19 protein-coding genes and 2 tRNA genes are annotated in these 20,743 nt (G+C 67.2%); 11 read left to right on the top strand and 10 right to left on the bottom strand.

Features of this window, described 5'->3' with window-relative positions; all coding sequences use genetic code 11:
* The first annotated feature begins 55 nt into the window (after positions 1-55).
* Together trxB and trxA are read left to right on the top strand one after the other, a co-directional pair.
* On the top strand, positions 56-1,042 hold the full coding sequence (trxB, locus tag AC2DFQ_RS12190) for a thioredoxin-disulfide reductase (RefSeq protein ID WP_484534071.1): 987 nt from the start codon (positions 56-58) through the stop codon (positions 1,040-1,042).
* A 64-nt stretch (positions 1,043-1,106) separates the two neighbouring features.
* Positions 1,107-1,430, top strand: coding sequence for a thioredoxin (gene trxA, locus AC2DFQ_RS12185; RefSeq protein ID WP_484510658.1), 324 nt, complete (start codon positions 1,107-1,109; stop codon positions 1,428-1,430).
* 78 nt (positions 1,431-1,508) lie between these two features.
* Here trxA and AC2DFQ_RS12180 read toward each other — a convergent pair whose 3' ends face one another.
* The 9 genes from AC2DFQ_RS12180 to rpmH all read right to left on the bottom strand — a co-directional run bounded on the left by AC2DFQ_RS12180 (position 1,509) and on the right by rpmH (position 8,685).
* The gene (locus tag AC2DFQ_RS12180) at positions 1,509-1,856 is read right to left on the bottom strand and encodes a tryptophan synthase subunit alpha (protein WP_484510659.1); all 348 of its coding nucleotides are present in this window, start codon (positions 1,854-1,856) and stop codon (positions 1,509-1,511) included.
* A 98-nt stretch (positions 1,857-1,954) separates the two neighbouring features.
* Positions 1,955-2,914, bottom strand: a complete 960-nt coding sequence (locus AC2DFQ_RS12175) for a ParB/RepB/Spo0J family partition protein (RefSeq protein WP_484510660.1) — start codon at positions 2,912-2,914, stop codon at positions 1,955-1,957.
* A complete protein-coding gene (locus AC2DFQ_RS12170; protein WP_484510661.1) occupies positions 2,914-3,828 on the bottom strand; it encodes a ParA family protein in 915 nt (304 codons plus the stop codon). The genes AC2DFQ_RS12175 and AC2DFQ_RS12170 overlap by 1 nt, the downstream gene beginning before the upstream one ends.
* Positions 3,829-5,554: 1,726 nt before the next feature.
* The gene (gene rsmG, locus AC2DFQ_RS12165) at positions 5,555-6,181 is read right to left on the bottom strand and encodes a 16S rRNA (guanine(527)-N(7))-methyltransferase RsmG (protein ID WP_484534070.1); all 627 of its coding nucleotides are present in this window, start codon (positions 6,179-6,181) and stop codon (positions 5,555-5,557) included.
* A 19-nt stretch (positions 6,182-6,200) separates the two neighbouring features.
* Positions 6,201-6,710: a Jag family protein gene (locus tag AC2DFQ_RS12160; protein ID WP_484510663.1), complete on the bottom strand. Its 510-nt coding sequence runs from the start codon at positions 6,708-6,710 to the stop codon at positions 6,201-6,203.
* A gap of 16 nt (positions 6,711-6,726) precedes the next feature.
* Entirely contained in the window at positions 6,727-7,842 is a 1,116-nt protein-coding gene (gene yidC, locus AC2DFQ_RS12155) for a membrane protein insertase YidC (RefSeq protein ID WP_484534069.1), read from the bottom strand.
* A gap of 4 nt (positions 7,843-7,846) precedes the next feature.
* Positions 7,847-8,203, bottom strand: coding sequence for a membrane protein insertion efficiency factor YidD (gene yidD, locus AC2DFQ_RS12150; RefSeq protein ID WP_484510665.1), 357 nt, complete (start codon positions 8,201-8,203; stop codon positions 7,847-7,849).
* Positions 8,200-8,538, bottom strand: a complete 339-nt coding sequence (rnpA, locus tag AC2DFQ_RS12145) for a ribonuclease P protein component (protein ID WP_484510666.1) — start codon at positions 8,536-8,538, stop codon at positions 8,200-8,202. Before rnpA ends, yidD begins: the two co-directional genes overlap by 4 nt.
* A 9-nt stretch (positions 8,539-8,547) precedes the next feature.
* Positions 8,548-8,685: a 50S ribosomal protein L34 gene (gene rpmH / locus AC2DFQ_RS12140; RefSeq protein WP_484510667.1), complete on the bottom strand. Its 138-nt coding sequence runs from the start codon at positions 8,683-8,685 to the stop codon at positions 8,548-8,550.
* 300 nt (positions 8,686-8,985) lie between these two features.
* On the opposite strand from rpmH, the gene dnaA reads away from it, so the two are divergent.
* From dnaA to AC2DFQ_RS12095, 9 genes are all read left to right on the top strand, one after another.
* Positions 8,986-10,401, top strand: coding sequence for a chromosomal replication initiator protein DnaA (gene dnaA / locus AC2DFQ_RS12135; RefSeq protein WP_484510668.1), 1,416 nt, complete (start codon positions 8,986-8,988; stop codon positions 10,399-10,401).
* A 407-nt stretch (positions 10,402-10,808) separates the two neighbouring features.
* The gene (gene dnaN / locus AC2DFQ_RS12130) at positions 10,809-11,960 is read left to right on the top strand and encodes a DNA polymerase III subunit beta (RefSeq protein ID WP_484534068.1); all 1,152 of its coding nucleotides are present in this window, start codon (positions 10,809-10,811) and stop codon (positions 11,958-11,960) included.
* A 336-nt stretch (positions 11,961-12,296) separates the two neighbouring features.
* Positions 12,297-13,454: a DNA replication/repair protein RecF gene (gene recF, locus AC2DFQ_RS12125; protein ID WP_484510670.1), complete on the top strand. Its 1,158-nt coding sequence runs from the start codon at positions 12,297-12,299 to the stop codon at positions 13,452-13,454.
* Positions 13,447-13,938: a DciA family protein gene (locus AC2DFQ_RS12120; protein ID WP_484510671.1), complete on the top strand. Its 492-nt coding sequence runs from the start codon at positions 13,447-13,449 to the stop codon at positions 13,936-13,938. The genes recF and AC2DFQ_RS12120 overlap by 8 nt, the downstream gene beginning before the upstream one ends.
* A 124-nt stretch (positions 13,939-14,062) precedes the next feature.
* Positions 14,063-16,099 (top strand): DNA topoisomerase (ATP-hydrolyzing) subunit B, encoded by a 2,037-nt coding sequence (gene gyrB / locus AC2DFQ_RS12115; protein WP_484534067.1) that lies wholly within the window; start codon positions 14,063-14,065, stop codon positions 16,097-16,099.
* A 34-nt stretch (positions 16,100-16,133) separates the two neighbouring features.
* Entirely contained in the window at positions 16,134-18,704 is a 2,571-nt protein-coding gene (gyrA, locus tag AC2DFQ_RS12110; protein WP_484510673.1) for a DNA gyrase subunit A, read from the top strand.
* Positions 18,701-19,105 carry a DUF3566 domain-containing protein gene (locus AC2DFQ_RS12105; RefSeq protein WP_484510674.1) on the top strand — a complete coding sequence of 135 codons (405 nt, stop codon included), beginning with the start codon at positions 18,701-18,703 and terminating at the stop codon, positions 19,103-19,105. Before gyrA ends, AC2DFQ_RS12105 begins: the two co-directional genes overlap by 4 nt.
* Before the next feature lie 69 nt (positions 19,106-19,174).
* Positions 19,175-19,248: transfer RNA gene (locus AC2DFQ_RS12100), tRNA-Ile, on the top strand.
* 11 nt (positions 19,249-19,259) lie between these two features.
* Positions 19,260-19,332, top strand: a tRNA-Ala gene (locus AC2DFQ_RS12095).
* 5 nt (positions 19,333-19,337) lie between these two features.
* Here the strand turns inward: AC2DFQ_RS12095 and AC2DFQ_RS12090 are convergent.
* A complete protein-coding gene (locus tag AC2DFQ_RS12090) occupies positions 19,338-20,582 on the bottom strand; it encodes an MFS transporter (RefSeq protein WP_484534066.1) in 1,245 nt (414 codons plus the stop codon).
* Positions 20,583-20,743: the final 161 nt, after the last annotated feature.

Genomic DNA, 20,743 nt, shown 5'->3' with positions numbered 1-20,743 from the left:
ATCCGCGGGCTACGATGGGTTGAAAGCCGAGGAAACTACGAAGGGGGCGACGCACGTGCGTCACGTCATCATCATCGGATCGGGCCCCGCTGGTTACACCGCGGCCATTTACGCTGCCCGAGCGAACCTGGAGCCGCTGGTCATCGCGAGCTCGGTCGAGGCCGGCGGTGAGCTCATGAACACCACGGACGTGGAGAACTTCCCCGGGTTCCCCGAGGGTATTCAAGGTCCCGACCTCATGACCCGGATGCAGGCGCAGGCCGAGCGCTTCGGCGCGGAGGTGGTGTACGACGACGTCGTGTCGCTCGACCTCGACGGCGACGTGAAGACCGTCACGCTGGGAAGCGGTACGGTGCACACCGCCGCATCCGTCATCTACGCCACCGGCTCGGCCTACCGCAAGCTCGGTCTCGCCGGCGAGGAGCGCCTGTCCGGCCGCGGGGTGTCGTGGTGCGCCACCTGCGACGGATTCTTCTTCCGCGACCGCACGATCGCAGTCGTCGGCGGCGGAGACTCTGCGATGGAGGAGGCGACCTTCCTGACGAAGTTCGCGTCGAAGGTGTACATCATCCACCGCAAGGACACGCTGCGCGCTTCGAAGATCATGCAGGAGCGGGCCTTCGCCAACGAGAAGATCGAGTTCGTCTGGAACGCCGAGGTCGCCGACATCCTGGGCGACGAAGCGGTCAACGGCATCGTGCTGCGCTCGACGGTCGACGGTTCGACGCGTCAACTGCCGCTGGACGGCCTGTTCGTGGCGATCGGCAACGACCCCCGCACGCACCTCGTCCACGGAAAGCTCGACCTCACGGCCGAGGGCACGATCTGGGTGGACGGGCGGTCCTCGCGCACGTCGCTTCCCGGGGTGTTCGCCGCGGGTGACGTCATCGACCACACCTACCGCCAGGCCATCACCGCCGCCGGCACGGGAACCGTGGCAGCCCTGGACGTCGAGCATTACCTCGCCGCGCGTGGCCAGGCCGGACAGCCTGCGGCGAGCGAGGACCAGATCGTCGGTCTCCCGGGCGCAGCGGCGGCTTGAGGAACAATCCCGCCGCCACCGGCGTTGTAGCCGGCGACAGTTTTACCCGAACAAGGAGATGACAATGAGCGCAAAGGCCACGACCTCCGCGACCTTCGAGCAGGACGTGCTGCAGGCCGACGGTCCCGTGCTGGTGGATTTCTGGGCTGTGTGGTGCGGTCCCTGCCGGATGGTGTCCCCCATCCTGGACGAGATCGCGGCCGAGAACCCGGACAAGATCACCGTTCTCAAGCTCAACGTGGATGAGAACCCCGACCTCGCCATGAAGTACCAGATCACGTCGATTCCGGCGATGAAGGTCTTCCAGGGCGGCGAGGTCAAGACCACCATCATCGGCGCCAAGCCGAAGTTCGCTCTCGAGAAGGACCTCGCCGATTTCATCGGCTGACACACCGAGCCACGAAACCCCGTCGACCCACGGTCGGCGGGGTTTTCTGCGATCCGGAACGACCCCCGCGGACTCGCCCTACGAGGCGTCGAGCCGCACGGTCGCGTCCCAGCGCCGGTGCGTCTCCTCCTCGCCCAGGAGCCGCCAGACGGCACGGGTGAGCGGCGGGTATTCGATGGCGATCTGCCGAAGCACCCGATAGTGGCGCGCGCGGTTGGGCCTGACCCCACCGTTCTCCGCGATGTTCTCGGCGCGCAACGTCAGCACGACGAGCTCGTCCACCGTGGGGAGATCCTCCATGAACTCCCACGGGTCTTCGCCATCGAGCAGGCGTTCGTGAACCAGGACCGATAATTCGTCGGCCGCCTCTGCACGCAGCAGCTCCAGGCTCGCCCTCCGGCGTGGCCGGTCGTCATGAGTTGCCATACCTCCAGCGTACGACCGACCGCCGCCGCCGCGGGCCCCGCGCGCCATCCCGCGGAGGGGGGAACCCGGATATGCCCGAAACGGAATACGCCTCCGGGTCAGCCCCCGAACCCGTCTTCGCCCAGCTCAGCGAGAATGCGGTTCAAATCCTGGACCGTCGCGAAATCTATCACGACCTGGCCTTTTCTCGCCGATAGCGACACCCGGACGCGGGTGTTCAGGCGATCGCCGAGCCGTTCGGCAACCTCATCCAGATGCCCGCGGCGCGATCCGGCCTTCGGCGCAGCCCCGCGCCGGGCGCCCCCCTGGGAGCTCTTCGCGACGGCCTCGGCGGCCCGCACCGAGAGGTCTTCGTTCACGATCTTGTCCGCGAGTTTGCGCATCGCCGACTCGTCGTCGAGCGACAGGATGGCCCGGGCGTGCCCCGCGCTCAACACGCCTGCCGCCACCCGCTGCTGCACCGGGACGGGCAGGCGGAGGAGGCGGATGGTGTTGCTGATCTGCGGGCGGGAGCGGCCGATCCGTGAGGCGAGTTCCTCCTGCGTGATCCCGAAGTCCTCGAGCAGCTGCTGGTACGCGGACGCCTCCTCCAGAGGGTTCAGCTCCGACCGGTGGAGGTTCTCCAGCAGGGCGTCGCGCAGAAGGTGTTCGTCCGCCGTGTCACGCACGACCGCCGGGATCACGTCGAGACCCGCCTCACGCGCGGCGCGCGTGCGGCGCTCACCCATGATGAGTTCGTATCGGCCCTCCCCCACGTCACGGACGACGATCGGCTGCAGCACGCCGAACTCCCGGACACTGTGAACAAGCTCCGCCAGGTCATCCGCGTCGAAGATCGTGCGCGGCTGGCGAGGGTTCGGCACCACCGCGTGCGGGCTGATGTGCACCAGGCGCGCGCCGGGTACGGCGACGAGGTCGTCGGCCGGCGCCGCATCCGCCGGTGTGGCCGATTCGGCCGGGGCACCCGGAAAGAAAACGTCGACCGGACGCGCCTCCGACGGCTCCGCCGTGGGGATCAGTGCACCGATCCCCCGTCCTAGTCCAGTCCTCTTCACCATCAGGAGCCCTTCTTCTTCGTGCCTCGTTGGATGATCTCGACCGCCGCCTCACGGTAGGCCACCGCCCCAGCGGACTGACCGTCGTACGCGATCACCGTCTGCCCGAAGCTGGGCGCCTCGGACACACGGACCGAGCGCGGGATCACGGTTCGCAGGACCTCGTCCGGGAAGTGCGTGCGCACCTCCTCCGCCACCTGCTGCGCCAGCCGAGTGCGTCCGTCGTACATGGTGAGAACGATCGTGGAGACGTGCAGCTCGGTGTTCAGGTGGCGCTGAATCATGCGCACGCTGCCGAGCAGCTGGCTGAGGCCCTCGAGCGCGTAGTACTCGCACTGGATGGGAATCAGCACCTCGCTCGCCGCGGTGAAGGCGTTGATCGTCAGCAGCCCGAGCGAAGGCGGGCAATCGATGATCACGAAGTCCATGCGGTTCTCGTCTACCGCGAGATAGTCATCGAGCGCCGTACGCAGGCGGTGCTCACGCGCCACCTGGGACACGAGCTCGATCTCGGCGCCCGCGAGGTGGATCGTGCTGGGCGCGCAGAAGAGATTGGGGGATTCCGGGCTCTGCTGAACGATGTCAGCGAGGGGGAATTCGTCGATGAGCACGTCGTAGACGCTCGGCGTATCCGCAGTGTGCGGAACACCCAGGGCGGTGGAAGCGTTCCCCTGTGGATCGAGGTCGATGACCAGGACCCGCGCACCGACGGCGGCCAACGCGGCAGCCAGGTTCACCGCGGTCGTGGTCTTCCCCACCCCGCCCTTCTGGTTGGACACCGTGAACACCCTGGTACTCGTAGGGAGATCGACGGCCACATCCTCCAGGGCACGGCGTCGGGCGGAGAGATCCGCCAACTCGCGCGCGATCGGGGAGTCGAACGTCACACCGGACCCCGAGTCGTCGGATTGTTTCACGTGAAACGCTCTCCCTTGGCACTCGGTTCCGGACGGTTCAGTCTACCCGGGGCATCCGTCCCTCCCGACCGCGCCACGGCCGCCCTACTCGCGGCATTCACGCTCCCACAGGAGGAAATCGGGCGTCTGTTACACCTCTTCCGCCCTTATCCACCAGGGCACGGCGCAGGAGCGCACGGCGGGTCGGTGGTCACGCTATGTCTTCGGTATGGCGCAAGCACCGCCATGGCGTTCGCCGCGCACCACCGGAGCGCGCGGGTAAGTCGGATGTTTCACGTGAAACATTATCGGGGCGCGCGGCCTGGGCGCTCCAGCAGAGGTGCGTCTCGGTAGGCGGTTCTCTCTGCACCCCCAGGGAAGTCCGTGCGTGCCCCGCACGCACGGCAGCCAAAGTGCACGACACGCGTGAACCACCTATGTTTCACGTGAAACATCGTGCCGGCACGCCCGCTGCTCAGCCCAATTGACGTGCGGCGTGCGCCGGGCGCCAACGGGCAGGCGCCCGTGTGAGCGAGGGCTCGCCTGGCCACTGGCGCGCGCGACGCCAGTGCTCACGTCGACCTCCGTCCCCTGCTCCGGGGCGCCTTGTCCGTGGGCCGGCCCCGTGTCGGTGGCTTCCCGAGCGCCGCCCTCTCGGGCGTCATCATGATTCCTGATCACGCCCGTCCCACTGAGTGGCTGTGGCCCCCCGCGCTCCTCGATAGGGCCGAACTCGATGGTGCGCGGCCGCGGCGGGTGCGTCGCCGCGGCGCGAGGGTCACCCGCGCTGGGGCACCGCTTTCCCGCGGATCCGACTCCGCTCCTGACCGTTGCCCACATAACGCCAGGGCCCGGACGGGCCCGCGGCTCGTCGGCCGAGTACCGCCGCCGGCATCCGCCGCGTGCCCTCACGAAAGGCCGCCGGTCACGCCGCGCAAGCGGGTGGAGCACCGCGAGAGGCCACCCTCATGCTGCTCACACGCTACGCCATCACCTCGCCATTCCCGGGGGGTCCGATGTTTCACGTGAAACATGGGGTGGATAAGTGCGCGAGCACCCGCACACAGCCGCGCCCCGGCGTGGCCCCTGGTGACAGATGTTTCACGTGAAACATCTGGCGGTCGCCGAGCGCGCGACGGCGAGCGTCCCAAAGTGGTCCGCGGCACCCGCCTTCGCCACACCACCGCCGCACGCGCCTATGTCCCACCGAATCGGGCCCCGCGGGTTCCTGCGCGCTTCTGCACGGGCGCACGGGCATCGTGTGAGCGCGTTCGGCAACCGGCAGCTCCATCGTCGCAGACAGCCGCAGGCGCGGCGACCCTGCTCACCCGGACGGATGCTGAACGCGCCCCGCCATGGAGGAACCGCCCCTCTATGTGTTTCACGTGAAACATCCCCGGGGGAGCGGTTCACGAGCGCGCGTGTGTGTGAATGCGCGTATCCACGGCGGCCCTCCGAGCGGACGGCCACTGCACCCGCGTCCCTAAGCCAGCGGTAGTAGGCCAGCCGTCCGCGCGACGCCAGAACCCGGTGTGCGTCAGCCGCGCCGGCGCCGCCCCGCGGTGACGAGCACTGCTCCGGTCCCCGCGCACGCCCTGGCACCGCCTGAGCGTGCCGGCACGTGGGTAATCGCGCCAGGCAGTGGATTCGGCAGTGATTTTTGCGCTGCACCGCCTCACCGACCCATCCGCACCCGCGGGGTCTCACATCCTGCAGCCCGGGAGCGGCCGGAACGGGGATAATCGCGTCAGCCGCGCACGACGGCTCGGAAGACGCGGGTCGGCTCATCCAAGAGCCCCCCACCAACGGTCTCCACGCGTACGTCCGACAGGCGATGAGCGCGAATCTGTTTGCGGGCCGCCTCCACCTCAGCCGCCACATTCGCTCCCTTGAGCAGGATGAGCTGCCCGCCGTCCCGCACGAGGGGAGCGGTCCACGGGATCAGGGTGCGCAGTGCGCTGACCGCTCGTGCCGTCACCATGTCGAGCGAGCCCGCGCCGGGCCAATCCTCGCTCCGAGAGCGAACGACTTCCACATTCTCCAGGCCCAGCGCATCCACCTGCTCGGTCAGCCACGCGGTACGGCGTTCCATCGGCTCGATGAGCAGCCATTCCACGTCGGGGCGCGCGATCGCCAGGACGAGGCCGGGAAGCCCAGCCCCTGATCCGACATCCCCCACCCGGCCGGTGAACAGCGGAGCGACCACCGCGCTATTGAGAATGTGGCGCGACCACAGGCGCCCCACCTCCAGTGGGCCGATCAGGCCGCGTTCCTCGCCGTGTGCGCCCAGCGCCTCGGTGAAGGCGCGCGCCAACTCGATCCGGTCTCCGAAGATGACCGCCGCGGCAGCCGGCTCCGGCTCGAGATCGGTCATCGATGTTTCACGTGGAACGTCACGCGCGGCGCAGCACCGTGTGGCGGTCGGCGCCTTCGCCGTACGACTCGGACACCAGCCCACGGTCGGCGGCGATGTCGTGGATCAACTTCCGCTCGTAACTCGACATCGGCGGGAGGGATGCCTGCGACGCGCCGCCTTCCAGGCGCTCCAGGGCACGCTCGACAAGCTGCTCGAGCTCGCGCTGACGGGTGTCGCGCGAACCGGCGATGTCAAGGATGAGGCGGGAGAAGCGTCCGGTCCGGTTCTGGACGGCAAGACGCGTGAGTTCCTGCAGGGCCTGCACGGTCTCGGGGTCGGACAACCGAGCGAGAGACCCGGATGACTCGGCCTCCACCGAGACATACGCACGTCCACCGCGCACATCCAGCGCCAGATCACCGTCGAGGTCGGCGATATCGAGGAGCTCTTCGAGGTAGTCCGCGGCAATATCGCCTTCCTGGACCAGCTGCTCGTCGGTGACGGGCGCTGCGGAGGCGGGTGCGACGTCGGTGGATTCGGAAGTCATGGTCGTCCTTCGGACATCAGGAGGCGGTCGGAGAGTCAGGCGTTCCGGGGGAGGAGCCGGGGGTATCGCGCGCGCCGGGCGCCGGGGAGCCGCCACTGCCCGATCCGGGACGCTTGGCCGGGCCCTGCTGCTTCTTCGCCCGCTGCTTGCTGACGGGCTGCTGGCGCTTGCGTGCGGCGGCGCGGGCTCGCTCGGCCTCTTCGAAGAGCCGCTGCTGCTCGGCCTGGTACTTCTCCATCGAGATGACCTTGCCGCTGGAGTCGATGGCCTTCCCCTTGCGGGCAAGGCGCTCTTCGCGTGCCTTGGCGGCATCGGATCCGGGAGTGGGCATTTCGCGAATCACCACGAACTGCTGGACCATCGTCCACAGGTTGCTGACGAACCAGTAGATGACGACGCCGAGAGGGAAGAAGACACCCGAGAAGATGAACGCCAGCGGAAGGATGTAGAGCATCACCTTCTGCATCTGGTACGCCTGGCCGGTCTTCGCCTCGGGGGAGAGGTTCTTCGAGATGATCTGCAGCTGGGTGAAGAACTGCGACACGATCATCAGCACGACCAGGACCACCAGGATGGCGATGGCCACACCGTTCTGGGTCTCGAACGCATCGATCAGGGTCGCGTGAAGGGACGCGACCCCGAACAGCTGGGCGTCGTAGAACTCCTGGGTCAGCTCGTTGTTGAGCAGGCCCACGCCGGAGAACTCCGGATTGGCGGCGATCTTCTGCACGTCGTTGAGCACGCTGAACAGCGCGAAGAAGATGGGCATCTGCACGAGCAGGGGCAGACAGCTCGACACCGGTGTGGTGCCGTGCTTCTTATACAGCGCCATGGTCTCGCGACTCATGGCCTCCCGCGAGAGCTGGTCCTTCTTGCCGCGGTACTTTTCCTGAACTTTCCGCAGTTCAGGGGCAATTTCCATCATTTTCCGCTGGCTCTTGATCTGCCGCACGAAGAGCGGGATGAGCGCCGACCGCAGCACGATCACGAGCCCGATGATCGACAGCACCCACGTGATGCCATCCGCCGGTGGAAGCCCGATGAAGGTGAAGAGGGAGTGCCACCCGACGAGCACGAGCTCGACCAGCCACTTCAGCGGCCAGAGAATGGTTCCAATCAGGTCGAATCCCACGGATTCAGTCCTTTCCAGGGGGCACGACGAAACCGTGCCGAGTGAGCTCGTAGCGGAAGGCGCGGTGCGGCTTCACGTCGTCGATGCCGCCCTGAGCCCAGGGGTGACACCGCGCGAGGCGCGCTGCTGCCAGAGCCGTGCCTTTGAGCAGTCCGTGCTGCTGGACGGCGCCGACCGCGTATGCCGAACATGAGGGATAGTACTTGCACACATCGCCGTATGCATGGGAGATCGTTGCGCGGTAGCCGTGCAGCAGCGCGAGACCGACGTTGCGAGGCACCAGAGGGACGGATGCCCAGACCCCCGCCGGGGTGAGCGTGCCTGAGCCGACGAAAGCGACCGGGAGGGTGGAGGTGCTCACGCGACGGCCTTCCGCTCCAGGCACCGCACGACCTCGTCGCGGAGAGAAGCGAAATCGGCGGTGGCGGCGCTGGGCAGGGCCCGGATCACCACGTCCACATCCGAGCGGACGCCAGGCAGCGCCTCGGCGCAGACCGCCTTCAGCCGGCGGCGCACCGTATTGCGCACCACGGCCGACCCGACCTGCTTGCTGACGATGAACCCGAACCGGGCGACCGCGGAGTCACCGGAACGACCGACATAGGTCACGGTGTGCGCGGCGGCACAGCGATGACCCCGCCGGACGATGGCCTTGTAATCCGATCCGCGGGTGATTCGGTTCGGTCTGGCGAGCACCGCTGCGGGTCAGGCGGACAGCTCGGTGCGCCCCTTGGAGCGACGAGCGGAGAGGATGCCGCGACCTGCGCGGGTGCGCATGCGGGCACGGAAGCCGTGCTTCTTGGCGCGGCGACGGTTGTTCGGCTGGAACGTACGCTTGGTCATGAGGTCACTCCGGAGATGTTTTCCCCGGGGGCTCACCGGGGACGATGCGGGATCGGGACTGCCGAGAAGGCACAAGTCAACCGACTAAGGCTACGTCCGTCGGCGACATAACTCAAACCAGTCGGCGTGAAAGCGCACATTATCCCCACCCCCGCCGACGCAGGTGGCGGTGACACGCGGCCGGATCTACAGTGAAGTTTGCTCTCGGAACGGTCGCTGGCTAGCGTGTCTGGGTAGTTATCCACAGGCTCGGTACCTCGTATCCCGCCGATTCGGCGCACCGACCACCTCAGGGGGACCATGTCACAGTCCGATGTCACCGACGTCCCCATCTGGCCGGCCGTGCTGGAGCGCCTCCTCGAAGACGAGCGCGTCACGCCTCAGCTCCTGGGCTTCCTCAACCTCGTGGTTCCCAGCGGTGTCTACGCCGGCGTGCTGTACCTGGACGTACCCAACGACCTCACCGCAGCGCAGATCAACAAGCGCCTCCGGCTTCCCCTCATGGAGGCGCTCACCAAGGTGGATGCTCCGGAACCGGCCACCTCGTTCCGAGTGGCCGTGAACCCGGAACTGATCGATGCGCATCTGACCGCTCCCATGTCGGTGCAAACCGCCCCACCACCGGCCCAGGTCTCCCGACCAGCCCCCGACGACGCGGGTGAAGCCGCGTCCCCGGCGTCACGGAGCGACACGCGACTGAACCCGAAGTACACGTTCGACAATTTCGTCATCGGGCAGTCGAACCGCTTCGCCCACGCGGCAGCGGTCGCCGTCGCCGAAGCACCAGCCAAGGCGTACAACCCGCTGTTCATCTACGGGAACTCGGGCCTGGGAAAGACGCACCTCCTCCACGCGATCGGCGACTATGCCGTCAGCATGTACGCGGGAATCCGCGTCCGGTATGTCTCCAGCGAAGAGTTCACGAACGACTTCATCAATTCGATCGTGAATAACCGGGGCTCGGCATTCCAGGCGCGGTATCGGGACGTCGACATCCTCCTCATCGATGACATCCAGTTCCTGCAAGGACGCGCCGAGACGCAGGAGGCGTTCTTCCACACGTTCAATACGCTGCATGACCACGACAAGCAGGTCGTGATCACCAGCGATGTACCACCCAAACACCTGACGGGCTTCGAAGATCGGATGCGGAGCCGCTTCGAGTGGGGTCTCATCACCGACGTGCAGGCACCCGACCTGGAGACCCGCATCGCGATCCTCCGGAAGAAAGCGCAGAGCGAGCGCCTGCAGATCCCGGACGAGGTTCTGGAGTACATCGCGACGGTGGTGTCGTCCAACATCCGCGAACTCGAGGGCGCCCTCATCCGCGTCTCGGCATTCGCCAGCCTCAATCGGTCGAACCTCGACATGTCGCTGGCTCAGACCGTCCTGCGAGACATCGTCGATCAGGATGACGCGAACATCGTGTCGCCGACCGACATCATCAGCGCCACCGCCCAGTACTTCAAGCTGTCGGTCGACGACCTCTACGGTTCCAGTCGGTCACAGGCCGTGGCCACGGCGCGACAGATCGCGATGTACCTGTGCCGCGAACGCACGAGCCTGTCGCTCCCCAAGATCGGGCAGCTCTTCGGCAACCGCGATCACACCACGGTGATGTACGCCTATAAGAAGATCAGCGAGCTCATGAAAGAGCGCCGCTCCATCTACAACCAGGTCTCCGAGATCACCACGCAGCTCGGCCGCTCGCGCTGATTCGGCGCGACTCGCCCGGTCCGTCCGCGTTCTTGACAGAGCCGGGCGGTGCCCTCATCATGCAGTTCTGCACAGTGTGGATAACCTGTGGATAACCGTGGACGACACGCCTGCGGTCATGTGAAAGTTTCGCTCCACCCTGTGGAGGACCGCGCCCGCCGCCGCCCTGCTGGGGGGAGTTGTCAGAGCTCGCTCCGCAGCCATCCCACATCTCACACCGGTGTAGTTCCCATCCCGCCATTGGGATCGCACGAGTTATCCACAGTTTCCACAGCTGTTAACAAGATGAAGAGAAAACCTTTGGAGAAACACATCCGATCACCTTTACCGGCGGGAGCGGGGCTTCCGGCCCGACGCGGCGCGGGCACTAGCATGGGTACGCCAGACCCGACTCCGAGGGAGCACCCGTGAAGTTTCACGTCAATCGCGATGTGTTCAGCGAAGCCGTGTCATTCGTCGTCAAGCTCCTCCCGCAGCGGAACCCGCAGCCGATCCTCGCCGGGGTGCTGATCGAGGCATCCGAAGCAGGTCTGTCTCTCGCGGCATTCGACTACGAAGCCTCGGCCCGCACGACGATCGAGGCCACCGTCGACGAGCCGGGCACCATCCTGGTCCACGGCCGCCTCCTGTCGGAGATCGCCAGCCGACTGCCGAACGCACCGATTCAGATCGTCGTCGATGACGACGGCGGCATCCTGCTCGCCTGCGGGTCCGCCCGCTTCACCCTGGCCTCGATGCCCGTTCAGGAATATCCTGCGATCCCCGAGGTGAGCGGTCAGTCGGGCCTCGTTCCCGCCGAGGACTTCGCCACAGCGATCTCGCAGGTCGCCTTCGCCGCCTCCCGCGACGATGTGACACCCGTCCTCACCGGCGTGCAGCTCGAGGTCACCGGTACGACGCTCAGCCTGGTCGCGACCGACCGTTATCGTGTGGCCCTCCGGGAGATCCCGTGGGATGGCGGGTCGGCCGCCGGCGACGAGCCGATCACCGCGCTGGTTCCCGCCCGCACCCTGCAGGAGGTCGGCAAGACCTTCGCGCACGGCGGCGACATCGCGATCGCCTTCTCCGGATCCGGTGACCGCGAGATCATCGCATTCACGGCGGGGAACAAGACCGTCACGTCGCTGCTGATCAAGGGCAACTTCCCCCCGGTGCGCCGGCTGTTCCCGGCGCAGACCGAGCACCACGCCGTCGTGAACACCGCGGACCTCGCCGAGGCCGTCCGTCGCGTCGCGCTCGTGCTCGATCGTTCGGCGCCGCTGCGATTCACCTTCGCCGCCGACGGCGTCTCGATGGATGCGTCGGGCACCGAGCAGGCGCGGGCGACAGAGTCCGTCGATGCGACCCTCGTCGGCGAGGACGTCACTCTCGGGCTGAACCCGCAGTACCTGCTGGAATCGCTCGGCGCGGTCAAGAGCGAGTTCGCGCGGGTGACCTTCACCTCCAGCGAGAACGCCAACAAGCTCAGCCCTGTGCTGATCACGCCGCAGACCTCCGTCGACAAGGGCGGCGCGGAGTCGTTCAAGTACCTCCTGCAGCCCAACCTCCTCCTCCGCTGACTTCCGCAGAGTCTGGTTCCGGGTCGCTCCGGTTCGAACTCGCTCCGGGGGCCTGGCGGGGAGTGGATCCCTGCACGGACCCGCACGGGCGTAGGGGTGTCCCGTCGGGAAGACTGGCATCGGGTCCCGTGCGAGAGGGCGCAGGGGTGTCCCGTCGGGGAGGTTGGCATCCGGGGGTGGGGGTGAATGCGGCCGCGAAGCGCCCGCAGAGGGGACTGTCCTTCACAACCGGACACCCCGGAGCCCGGGGGACGAGCCCCCAACCCGCTTCCGGGGCGAGCTCCGGGAACGGATGGACACAGGTAAGACGTCGCTGGTCGGACTTAGGGTGGTCGCATGATCGTGGAGCAGCTCGGGCTCGTCGACTTCCGTAATTACGCGGTCGCCGATGTGTCGCTGCATCCCGGACCCAACGTCTTCGTCGGCCGGAATGGGCAGGGCAAGACGAATCTCGTCGAGGCCCTCGCCTATTTCGCGACGCTCGGGTCGCACCGGGTCTCCGCGGACGCCCCGATGGTGCGCGACGGGGCGGATGCGGCGATCGTGCGTGCGCGCCTCACCCACGGCGAGCGGCGGGTGCTCCTGGAGCTGCAGCTGAACCGCACGGGGTCGAACAAAGCCCGGGTCAACGGCGCTCCTGTTCGCACGGCGGAGCTCCCGCGGTACGCGCAGGTGGTGCTGTTCGCTCCCGAGGATCTGCAGATCGTCCGTGGCGACCCGTCGGGGCGGCGGCGGTTCGCCGATGCGCTGCTCATCCAGCGCACGCCCCGGCTCGCGGGGGTCCTCGCCGATTACGACCGGGTGCTCCGCCAGCGCACCGCGCTGCTGAAGTCGGCGCGCGCCCGCGGACTGCGCGGCGATGCCCTCTCGACCCTGGACGTGTGGGACGACAAGCTCGTCACCCTCGGTACCGAGGTCATCCGCGCGCGGCTGGCTCTCGCGGCAGATCTTTCCGCACCCGTGGCCGCCGCGTATGCCGCGATCGCGGGGGCCGATCATGAGCCGCGTCTGGATTGGGCTCTGTCGGTGCGGGGCGGCGATCCGGAGGAGGACGACTCGGACGCCGCGGATGCCGCCGACGCCGGGTCGATCGCCGAGCAGTTCCGCGCGGCCCTGGCGGCCCGGCGCTCGGCCGAACTCGAACGCGGGCTCACCCTCGTGGGCCCGCACCGCGACGACCTGATCCTGCGGGTGCGCGGTCTGCCGGTGAAGGGGTACGCATCGCACGGCGAGTCCTGGTCGGTGGCGCTCGCGCTCCGACTGGCTTCGGCCGAGCTGCTGCGCGCCGAATCCCAGCTCGGTGACCCCGTCCTCATCCTCGACGACGTGTTCGCCGAACTCGACGCGGGGAGGCGGGCACGCCTGGCCGATCTCGCCGCCGGCTACGAGCAGGTCATCGTCACCTCGGCGGTCGAGGAGGACGTTCCCGACGGACTGCGCGCGCGCATCGTGCGCGTAGAAGCCGGCCGCATCCTGGCGGACGTCGATGCCTGAGCCCGTCGGGGCGGAGGTGCCGGAGACCCTCGCGACATATCTGCGTCTCCGCGGACTGGAACCATCGAAGTATCGCCGGCGCCGCGTGACGCGGTCGGTGGTCGACGAGAGCCAGCCGTTCATGCGGGGCCGAGACCCGCACGGCGTCGGCGACGTCCTGGACTCACTGACCCGGGATGCCGGATGGGAGCCTCAGCTCGCGCGCGCCGACATCTCGCGCACGTGGGCGGAGGTGGCCGGTGAGGAGACCGCGCGGCACACTCGTCCCGTGGCCCTGGATGTCGGCCTCCTCACGGTGCAGGCGGACTCGACGGCATGGGCGAAGCAGCTCCAGTTCATGCGCGCGCAGGTGCTCTCCGAGATCATGCGCCGCTTCCCAGAGGCCGGGGTCGATGCGATCCGCTTCATCGGGCCGGACGTTCCCTCCTGGAAATGGGGTCCCAGAGCCATTCCAGGCCGTGGTCCGCGCGATACCTACGGCTGACCCACGTTCAGGGTTGGATCGAGAGATTTCATCGCGCCACAGCGGCGTACACGCATCTGAGACGCCCTCTGGTTGGTAGACTGGGAGAACACCTTCCCGACCACATGTGGAGCACGCGAAACCTATGACGTCCGTGAACCCCGAGAGCGTTCCCGAGGAAGCCGCATCCTCATCCGACAAGGTTCAGAACGACTACGGGGCCGACGACATCCAGGTGCTCGAGGGCCTGGAAGCGGTGCGCAAGCGCCCCGGCATGTACATCGGCTCCACCGGTGAGCGCGGTCTGCACCACCTCGTCTACGAGATCGTCGACAACTCCGTGGATGAGGCGCTCGCGGGGTACTGCGACACCATCACGGTGACGATCCTGCCCGACGGCGCCGTGCGCGTGGTCGACAACGGCCGCGGCATCCCGGTGGACATGCACCGCACTGAGCGGAAGTCCACCGTGGAAGTCGTCCTCACCGTGCTGCACGCCGGTGGGAAGTTCGGCGGCGGCGGATACGCGGTCTCCGGCGGGCTCCACGGTGTCGGCTCCTCCGTCGTCAACGCGCTGTCGTCCCGCCTGGACGTGGAGGTGCGGCGCCAGGGATTCGTGTGGCGGCAGTCGTACCGCGACGGCGGTGTCCCGCAGGCCCCCCTGGAGAAGGCCGAGCCGAGCGATGTCACCGGCACGACCATCACCTTCTGGCCGGACGAGTCGATCTTCGACACCGTCCACTTCGATTACGAGACGCTGCGCACCCGCTTCCAGCAGATGGCGTTCCTCAACAAGGGACTGCGCATCGAGCTGCGCGACGAGCGCCCGCAGTCGATTTCCGTCGAAGCCGGCGAAACCGGCGAGGAGATCCCGCACCACCCGCATGACACGTTCCTCTACGAGCGCGGGCTCGTCGACTACGTCGAGTACTTGAACAAGGTCCGTCGCTCCGATGTCGTCAACGACGTGATCATCGACTTCGAGACCGAAGACACCGATCGCAAGATCGCGCTCGAGATGGCGATGCAGTGGACGACGAGTTACACCGAGAACGTCTTCACGTTCGCGAACACGATCAACACGCATGAGGGTGGCACGCACGAGGAGGGCTTCCGCGCGGCGCTGACCACACTGGTCAACCGCTACGCGCGCGCCAACAACCTCCTGAAGGAGAAGGACGACAACCTCACGGGCGAGGATGTCCGCGAGGGCCTCACGGCCGTGATCTCGGTGAAGCTCTCCGAGCCGCAGTTCGAGGGCCAGACCAAGACCAAGCTCGGCAACACCGAGGCGAAGGCTTTCGTGCAGAAGGTGGTGGGAGACCAGCTCGGCGACTGGTTCGGCCGCAACCCGGCGCAGGCGAAGAACATCATCCGCAAGGCGATCGACGCGGCCAACGCCCGTCTCGCGGCCCGCAAGGCCCGCGAGACCGCACGACGCAAGAGCGTGTTCGAGTCGGCGGCCATGCCCGACAAGCTCAAGGACTGCACGAGCAAAGACCCCTCGATCAGCGAGATCTTCCTCGTCGAGGGTGACTCGGCGGGCGGCTCGGCCGTGCAGGGACGCGACCCGCACACGCAGGCGATCCTGGCGCTGCGCGGCAAGATCCTCAACGTCGAGCGCGCGCGGCTGGACCGCGCCCTCGGCAACAAAGAGGTCCAGGCGATGATCCAGGCCTTCGGCACGGGCATCGGCGAAGACTTCGACATCAGCAAGGCGCGCTACCACAAGATCGTGCTGATGGCCGATGCCGACGTCGACGGCCAGCACATCACGACGCTGCTGCTCACGCTGCTGTTCCGCTACATGCGCGGGCTCATCGAGGCCGGGTACGTCTACCTCGCCCAGCCGCCGCTGTACCGCATCAAGTGGTCCAATCACGCCCACGAGTACGCGTACAGCGACCGTGAGCGCGACGCGCTGCTGGTCGCCGGGCAGGCCGAGGGCAAGCGCATCCCGAAGGACAACGCCATCCAGCGGTACAAGGGTCTCGGTGAGATGAACGATCACGAGCTGTGGGAGACCACGATGGACCCCCAGACCCGCACCCTCCGCCAGGTGACGATCGATGATGCGGCCTCGGCCGATGAGATCTTCTCGGTGCTCATGGGTGAAGACGTCGAATCCCGTCGTGGATTCATCCAGCGCAACGCGAAAGACGTGCGCTTCCTCGACATCTGAGCTCGCCGCCGACCTTACGAAGAACTGAGAAGACATGGCTGACGAAGAACGCCCCGCCACACCGGCCCACGAGCACGGCAAGATCGACCAAGTCGACCTGCAGCTGGAGATGCAGCGCAGTTACCTCGACTACGCGATGAGCGTGATCGTCGGGCGCGCGCTGCCCGATGTGCGCGACGGCCTGAAGCCCGTCCACCGCCGCGTGATCTACGGCATGTACGACGGCGGCTTCCGTCCCGACAAGTCGTTCTCCAAGTGCGCCCGCGTCGTCGGCGAGGTCATGGGGCACTACCACCCGCACGGTGACGCGCCGATCTACGACGCCCTCGTGCGCCTCGTGCAGCCGTGGTCGCTGCGCTACCCGCTCGCGCTCGGGCAGGGGAACTTCGGCTCGCCCGGCAACCAGGGCGCTGCTGCCCCGCGCTACACCGAGACGAAGATGGCTCCGCTCGCGCTCGAGATGGTGCGCGACATCGAAGAGGAGACCGTCGACTTCCAGGACAACTACGACGGGCAGACGCAGGAGCCGGTCGTGCTGCCTTCGCGTTTCCCGAACCTCCTGGTCAACGGCTCGGTGGGCATCGCGGTGGGAATGGCCACCAACATCCCGCCCCACAATCTCCGTGAGGTGGCCTCGGGCGCGGTGTGGGCTCTCGATCACCCGGATGCGACGCGCGAGGAGCTGTTCGAGGCTCTGACCGCCCGCATCCCCGGGCCCGACTTCCCCACACACGCGCAGATCCTCGGCACCCGCGGTATCAAGGACGCCTACCGCACCGGGCGCGGCTCCATCACGATGCGCGCGGTCGTCAACGTCGAGGAGGTCCAGGGACGGACGTGCCTGGTCATCACCGAGCTGCCGTACCAGGTCAACCCCGACAACGTCGCGGTGAAGATCAGCGACCTCGCCCGCGAGGGCAAGATCACCGGGATCGCCGACATCCGCGACGAGTCCTCCGGCCGCACCGGGCAGCGCCTCGTGATCGTGCTCAAGCGGGATGCTGTGGCCAAGGTCGTGCTGAACAACCTGTACAAGCACACGCAGCTGCAGGAGAACTTCGGCGCGAACATGCTCGCGATCGTCGACGGCGTGCCGCGGACGCTCCCGCTCGACGGGTTCATCTCGCTGTGGATCGAGCACCAGGTCGAGGTCATCGTCCGCCGCACGCGCTATCGCCTCCGCAAGGCCGAAGAGCGCATGCACATCCTGCGCGGTTACCTCAAGGCGCTCGATGCGCTCGACGAGGTCATCGCCCTCATCCGCCGCTCGCCCACGGTGCAGGAGGCCAACGCCGGCCTGCAGACCCTGCTGGAGATCGACGACGTCCAGGCGCTGGCGATCCTCGACATGCAGCTGCGGCGCCTCGCCGCCCTCGAGCGCCAGAAGATCATGGACGAGGCCGCCGACCTCGAGGCGCGCATCGCGGACTACAACGACATCCTCGGCGATCCGACGCGCCAGCGGCGGATCATCCGCGATGAGCTCACCGTCATCGTCGACAAGTTCGGCGATGACCGCCGCACGGAGATCCTCGCCGGCTACGACGGCGATATGAGCGTGGAAGACCTCATCCCCGAGGAGGAGATGGTCGTCACGGTCACGCGGGACGGGTACATCAAACGCACCCGCAGCGACAACTACCGCTCTCAGCACCGTGGGGGTCGTGGCGTCAAGGGCGCCCAGCTCCGCGCCGATGACGTGGTGGAGCACTTCTTCGTCACGACCACGCATCACTGGCTCCTGTTCTTCACGAACAAGGGCAGGGTCTACCGTGCCAAGGCCTACGAGGTTCCCGAGGCCGGCCGGGATGCCAAGGGCCAGCACGTCGCCAACCTCCTCGCCCTGCAGCCGGACGAGGAGATCGCGCAGATCCTCGACATCCGCGACTACGGGGTGGCCACCTACCTCACCCTCGCCACGCGGGGCGGTCTGGTGAAGAAGACGCGCCTCGTGGAGTACGACACCAACCGCCAGGGCGGTGTGATCGCGATCAAGCTGCGCGAAGGCGACGAGCTCGTCAGCGCCCTCCTCGTCGACGACGGTGACGAGATCATGCTCATCAGCCGGCACGGGATGTCGCTGCGGTTCACCGCATCCGATGATTCCCTCCGCCCGATGGGCCGCTCCACCGAAGGCGTGAAGGGGATGTCCTTCCGCGCCGACGACAGCCTCCTGTCGGCATCGGTCGTGGGTGAGGGCGGATACGTCTTCGTCGTGACCGAGGGCGGGTACGCCAAGCGCACGGCGGTCGACCAGTACCGCGGGCAGAGCCGTGGCGGACTGGGCATCAAAGTCGCGCGTCTGAGCGATGATCGCGGCGATCTCGCGGGCGGTCTCATGGTCTCCGAGGAGGACGAGGTCCTGGTGGTTCTTGCCAGCGGCAAGGTGGTACGCTCCTCCGTGGCCGAGGTGCCTGCCAAGGGTCGCGACACCATGGGGGTCGTGTTCGCTCGAGCAGGAGAGGACGACCGCATCATCGCGATCGCCCGCAATAGCGAGCGGAGCCTGACAGAAACGCCGGAGGCTCTCGCCGCCGATGATGCCGCACCCGAAGCGGCCGCATCCGCCGCCTCCGACAGCCCCGAGGAGAGTACTGACGCATGAGCACGGTAGCCGACAAGCTCGCCAAGAAGTCGACCCATAAGACCGGTGCCAAGCAGGTGCGTCTGCGCCTGGTCTACATCGACTTCTGGTCGGCGCTCAAGCTCTCCTTCCTGGCCGCGGTGGCCATGGCGATCGTGACGGTGGTGTCGTTCTTCCTGATCTTCATGGTCGTGCAGACCACGGGACTCATCGAGCGCGTCGACGAGTTCTTCACGAGCTTCTCCGACGGCGGCGTGTCGATCAGGGAGTTCGTCGGCCTGCCGCAGGTGATGGCGTTCGCCGCGATCGTCGCCATCCTGAACCTCGTCGTGGTGACCGTGCTCGGCGCGGTCGTGGCGGGGATCTACAACCTCGCGGTGAAGGTGACCGGCGGACTTCTCGTCGGATTCACCTCGAACTGACCGATTCGGATTTCACCGGGTGATCCGGTAAAGTCTTCGAGGTTGACGACATGTCGTCAGTCACGATTCGGGGCTATAGCTCAGGCGGTTAGAGCGCTTCACTGATAATGAAGAGGTCCCAGGTTCAAGTCCTGGTAGCCCCACCCTCAGTCCCGGGGCCTTAGCTCAGTTGGTAGAGCGCCTGCTTTGCAAGCAGGATGTCAGCGGTTCGAATCCGCTAGGCTCCACTCCGCTACAAACCCCGGGATGCAAGGCGTTCTGCGTCTCCTGAGACGAGCGAGGATGATCTGCTCGGCAGGGCGATCAGCGACAGCAGCGCCGTGAGCGCGGATGCACCGAGAACGATCCACATCACCGCCGATGTGCCGGACGCGCCGACGATCACGCCGGCCACGAGCGTACCGGCGCCGACTCCGAGAGTCATGGCACTGACGACCCAGGCGTTCGCCTCGGTGAGAGCAGCAGACGGGCTGAGCTGCGAGATGCGTTCGAAGACCTGACCCAGCGTCGGAGGGAGCATCAGCCCCGAGATTCCCGCGGCGACGACGTAGGCCCACGTCGGAAGCGCGCTGACGGCGAGCGGGAGATATCCGGCAGCAAGAACGATGCCGCACAGGGTGAGCAGACGCTCGGGCGTGGAGCCGAGCGGTCGGATGCCGACGACGGTTGCGCCGATCAGAGCGCCGGCGGCGTTCACGGCGAGAATCCACCCGGCCAGTCCGGCCTCGGCTCGAGCCTCCTCGGAGGCGGTCGCAATGATCGTGAGCGCTCCGACGGGAACGCCGATGCCGAACGTGAATGCCGCCACCCGGGCAACGGCGGGCATGAGGATGGGCGATGGGACGCCGCTGTGTGCGGCGACGTCGCCGCGCCGCTTCATCGAGGCAGCTCGTGGGGCGGGGTTGATGATGAAGGCGAGGGCACCGATCAGGCCGAGCCCGCCGGCGAACAGCAGGTTGCCGGTCGGGCCGAAGACGGCGATACCGGCGACGGTCAGCAGGGGGCCGATGATGAAGATGATCTCCTGGGCGCCGGCGTCCAAGCTGAAGGCTGCTTTCAGCGGGGGACCGGGGCTCACCAGCCGCGGCCACAGTGCACGAAGCGCCGGCTCGAGCGGCGGGGTGAAGATTCCCGCGGCCGCCGCAAGCACAACCGCCGCGACCGGCGCCGGGTCGAGCGTCAAGGCCATCCCGGTGAACGCCAGAAAGCTCAGGATGCCGCTGACGGCGAGGACCGCGACCTGGCCGAACCGGTCGATGAGCCTGCCGAGAAGCGGCTGTCCGACGGCGCCTGCGACGACGTAGACGGCCGTGATCAGGCCGGCAAAAGCGAAATCCCCGCTCGTCGAACGGACGAGCTGCACGATCGCGAGAGCCGCCATCGCGCCGGGGAGCCGCCCGAGGAGGGAGGTGAACAGCAGATACCCGGTATGCCGGGTCCGCAGCACGGACACCACCGGGTAGGAAGGGCTCGTCATACCGGCCAGTCTGCCGCGGATCGTTGCTCCGCCGGTTTCGTTCTCCCACGTGTAACAGACGCCGCATCGGCGCGACACCCGGACGAAACAGGCCGTCCCTACGATGTGAACTAATCGGTTCACTTCCCGGGCATCGATCCGCTCCACCCGTACCCCGGGAT

The organism is Microbacterium sp. Z11_20, from assembly GCF_057197605.1.
The sequence above is the reverse complement of the archived record's forward strand: the minus strand, read 5'-3'. Positions and strand labels throughout refer to the sequence as shown.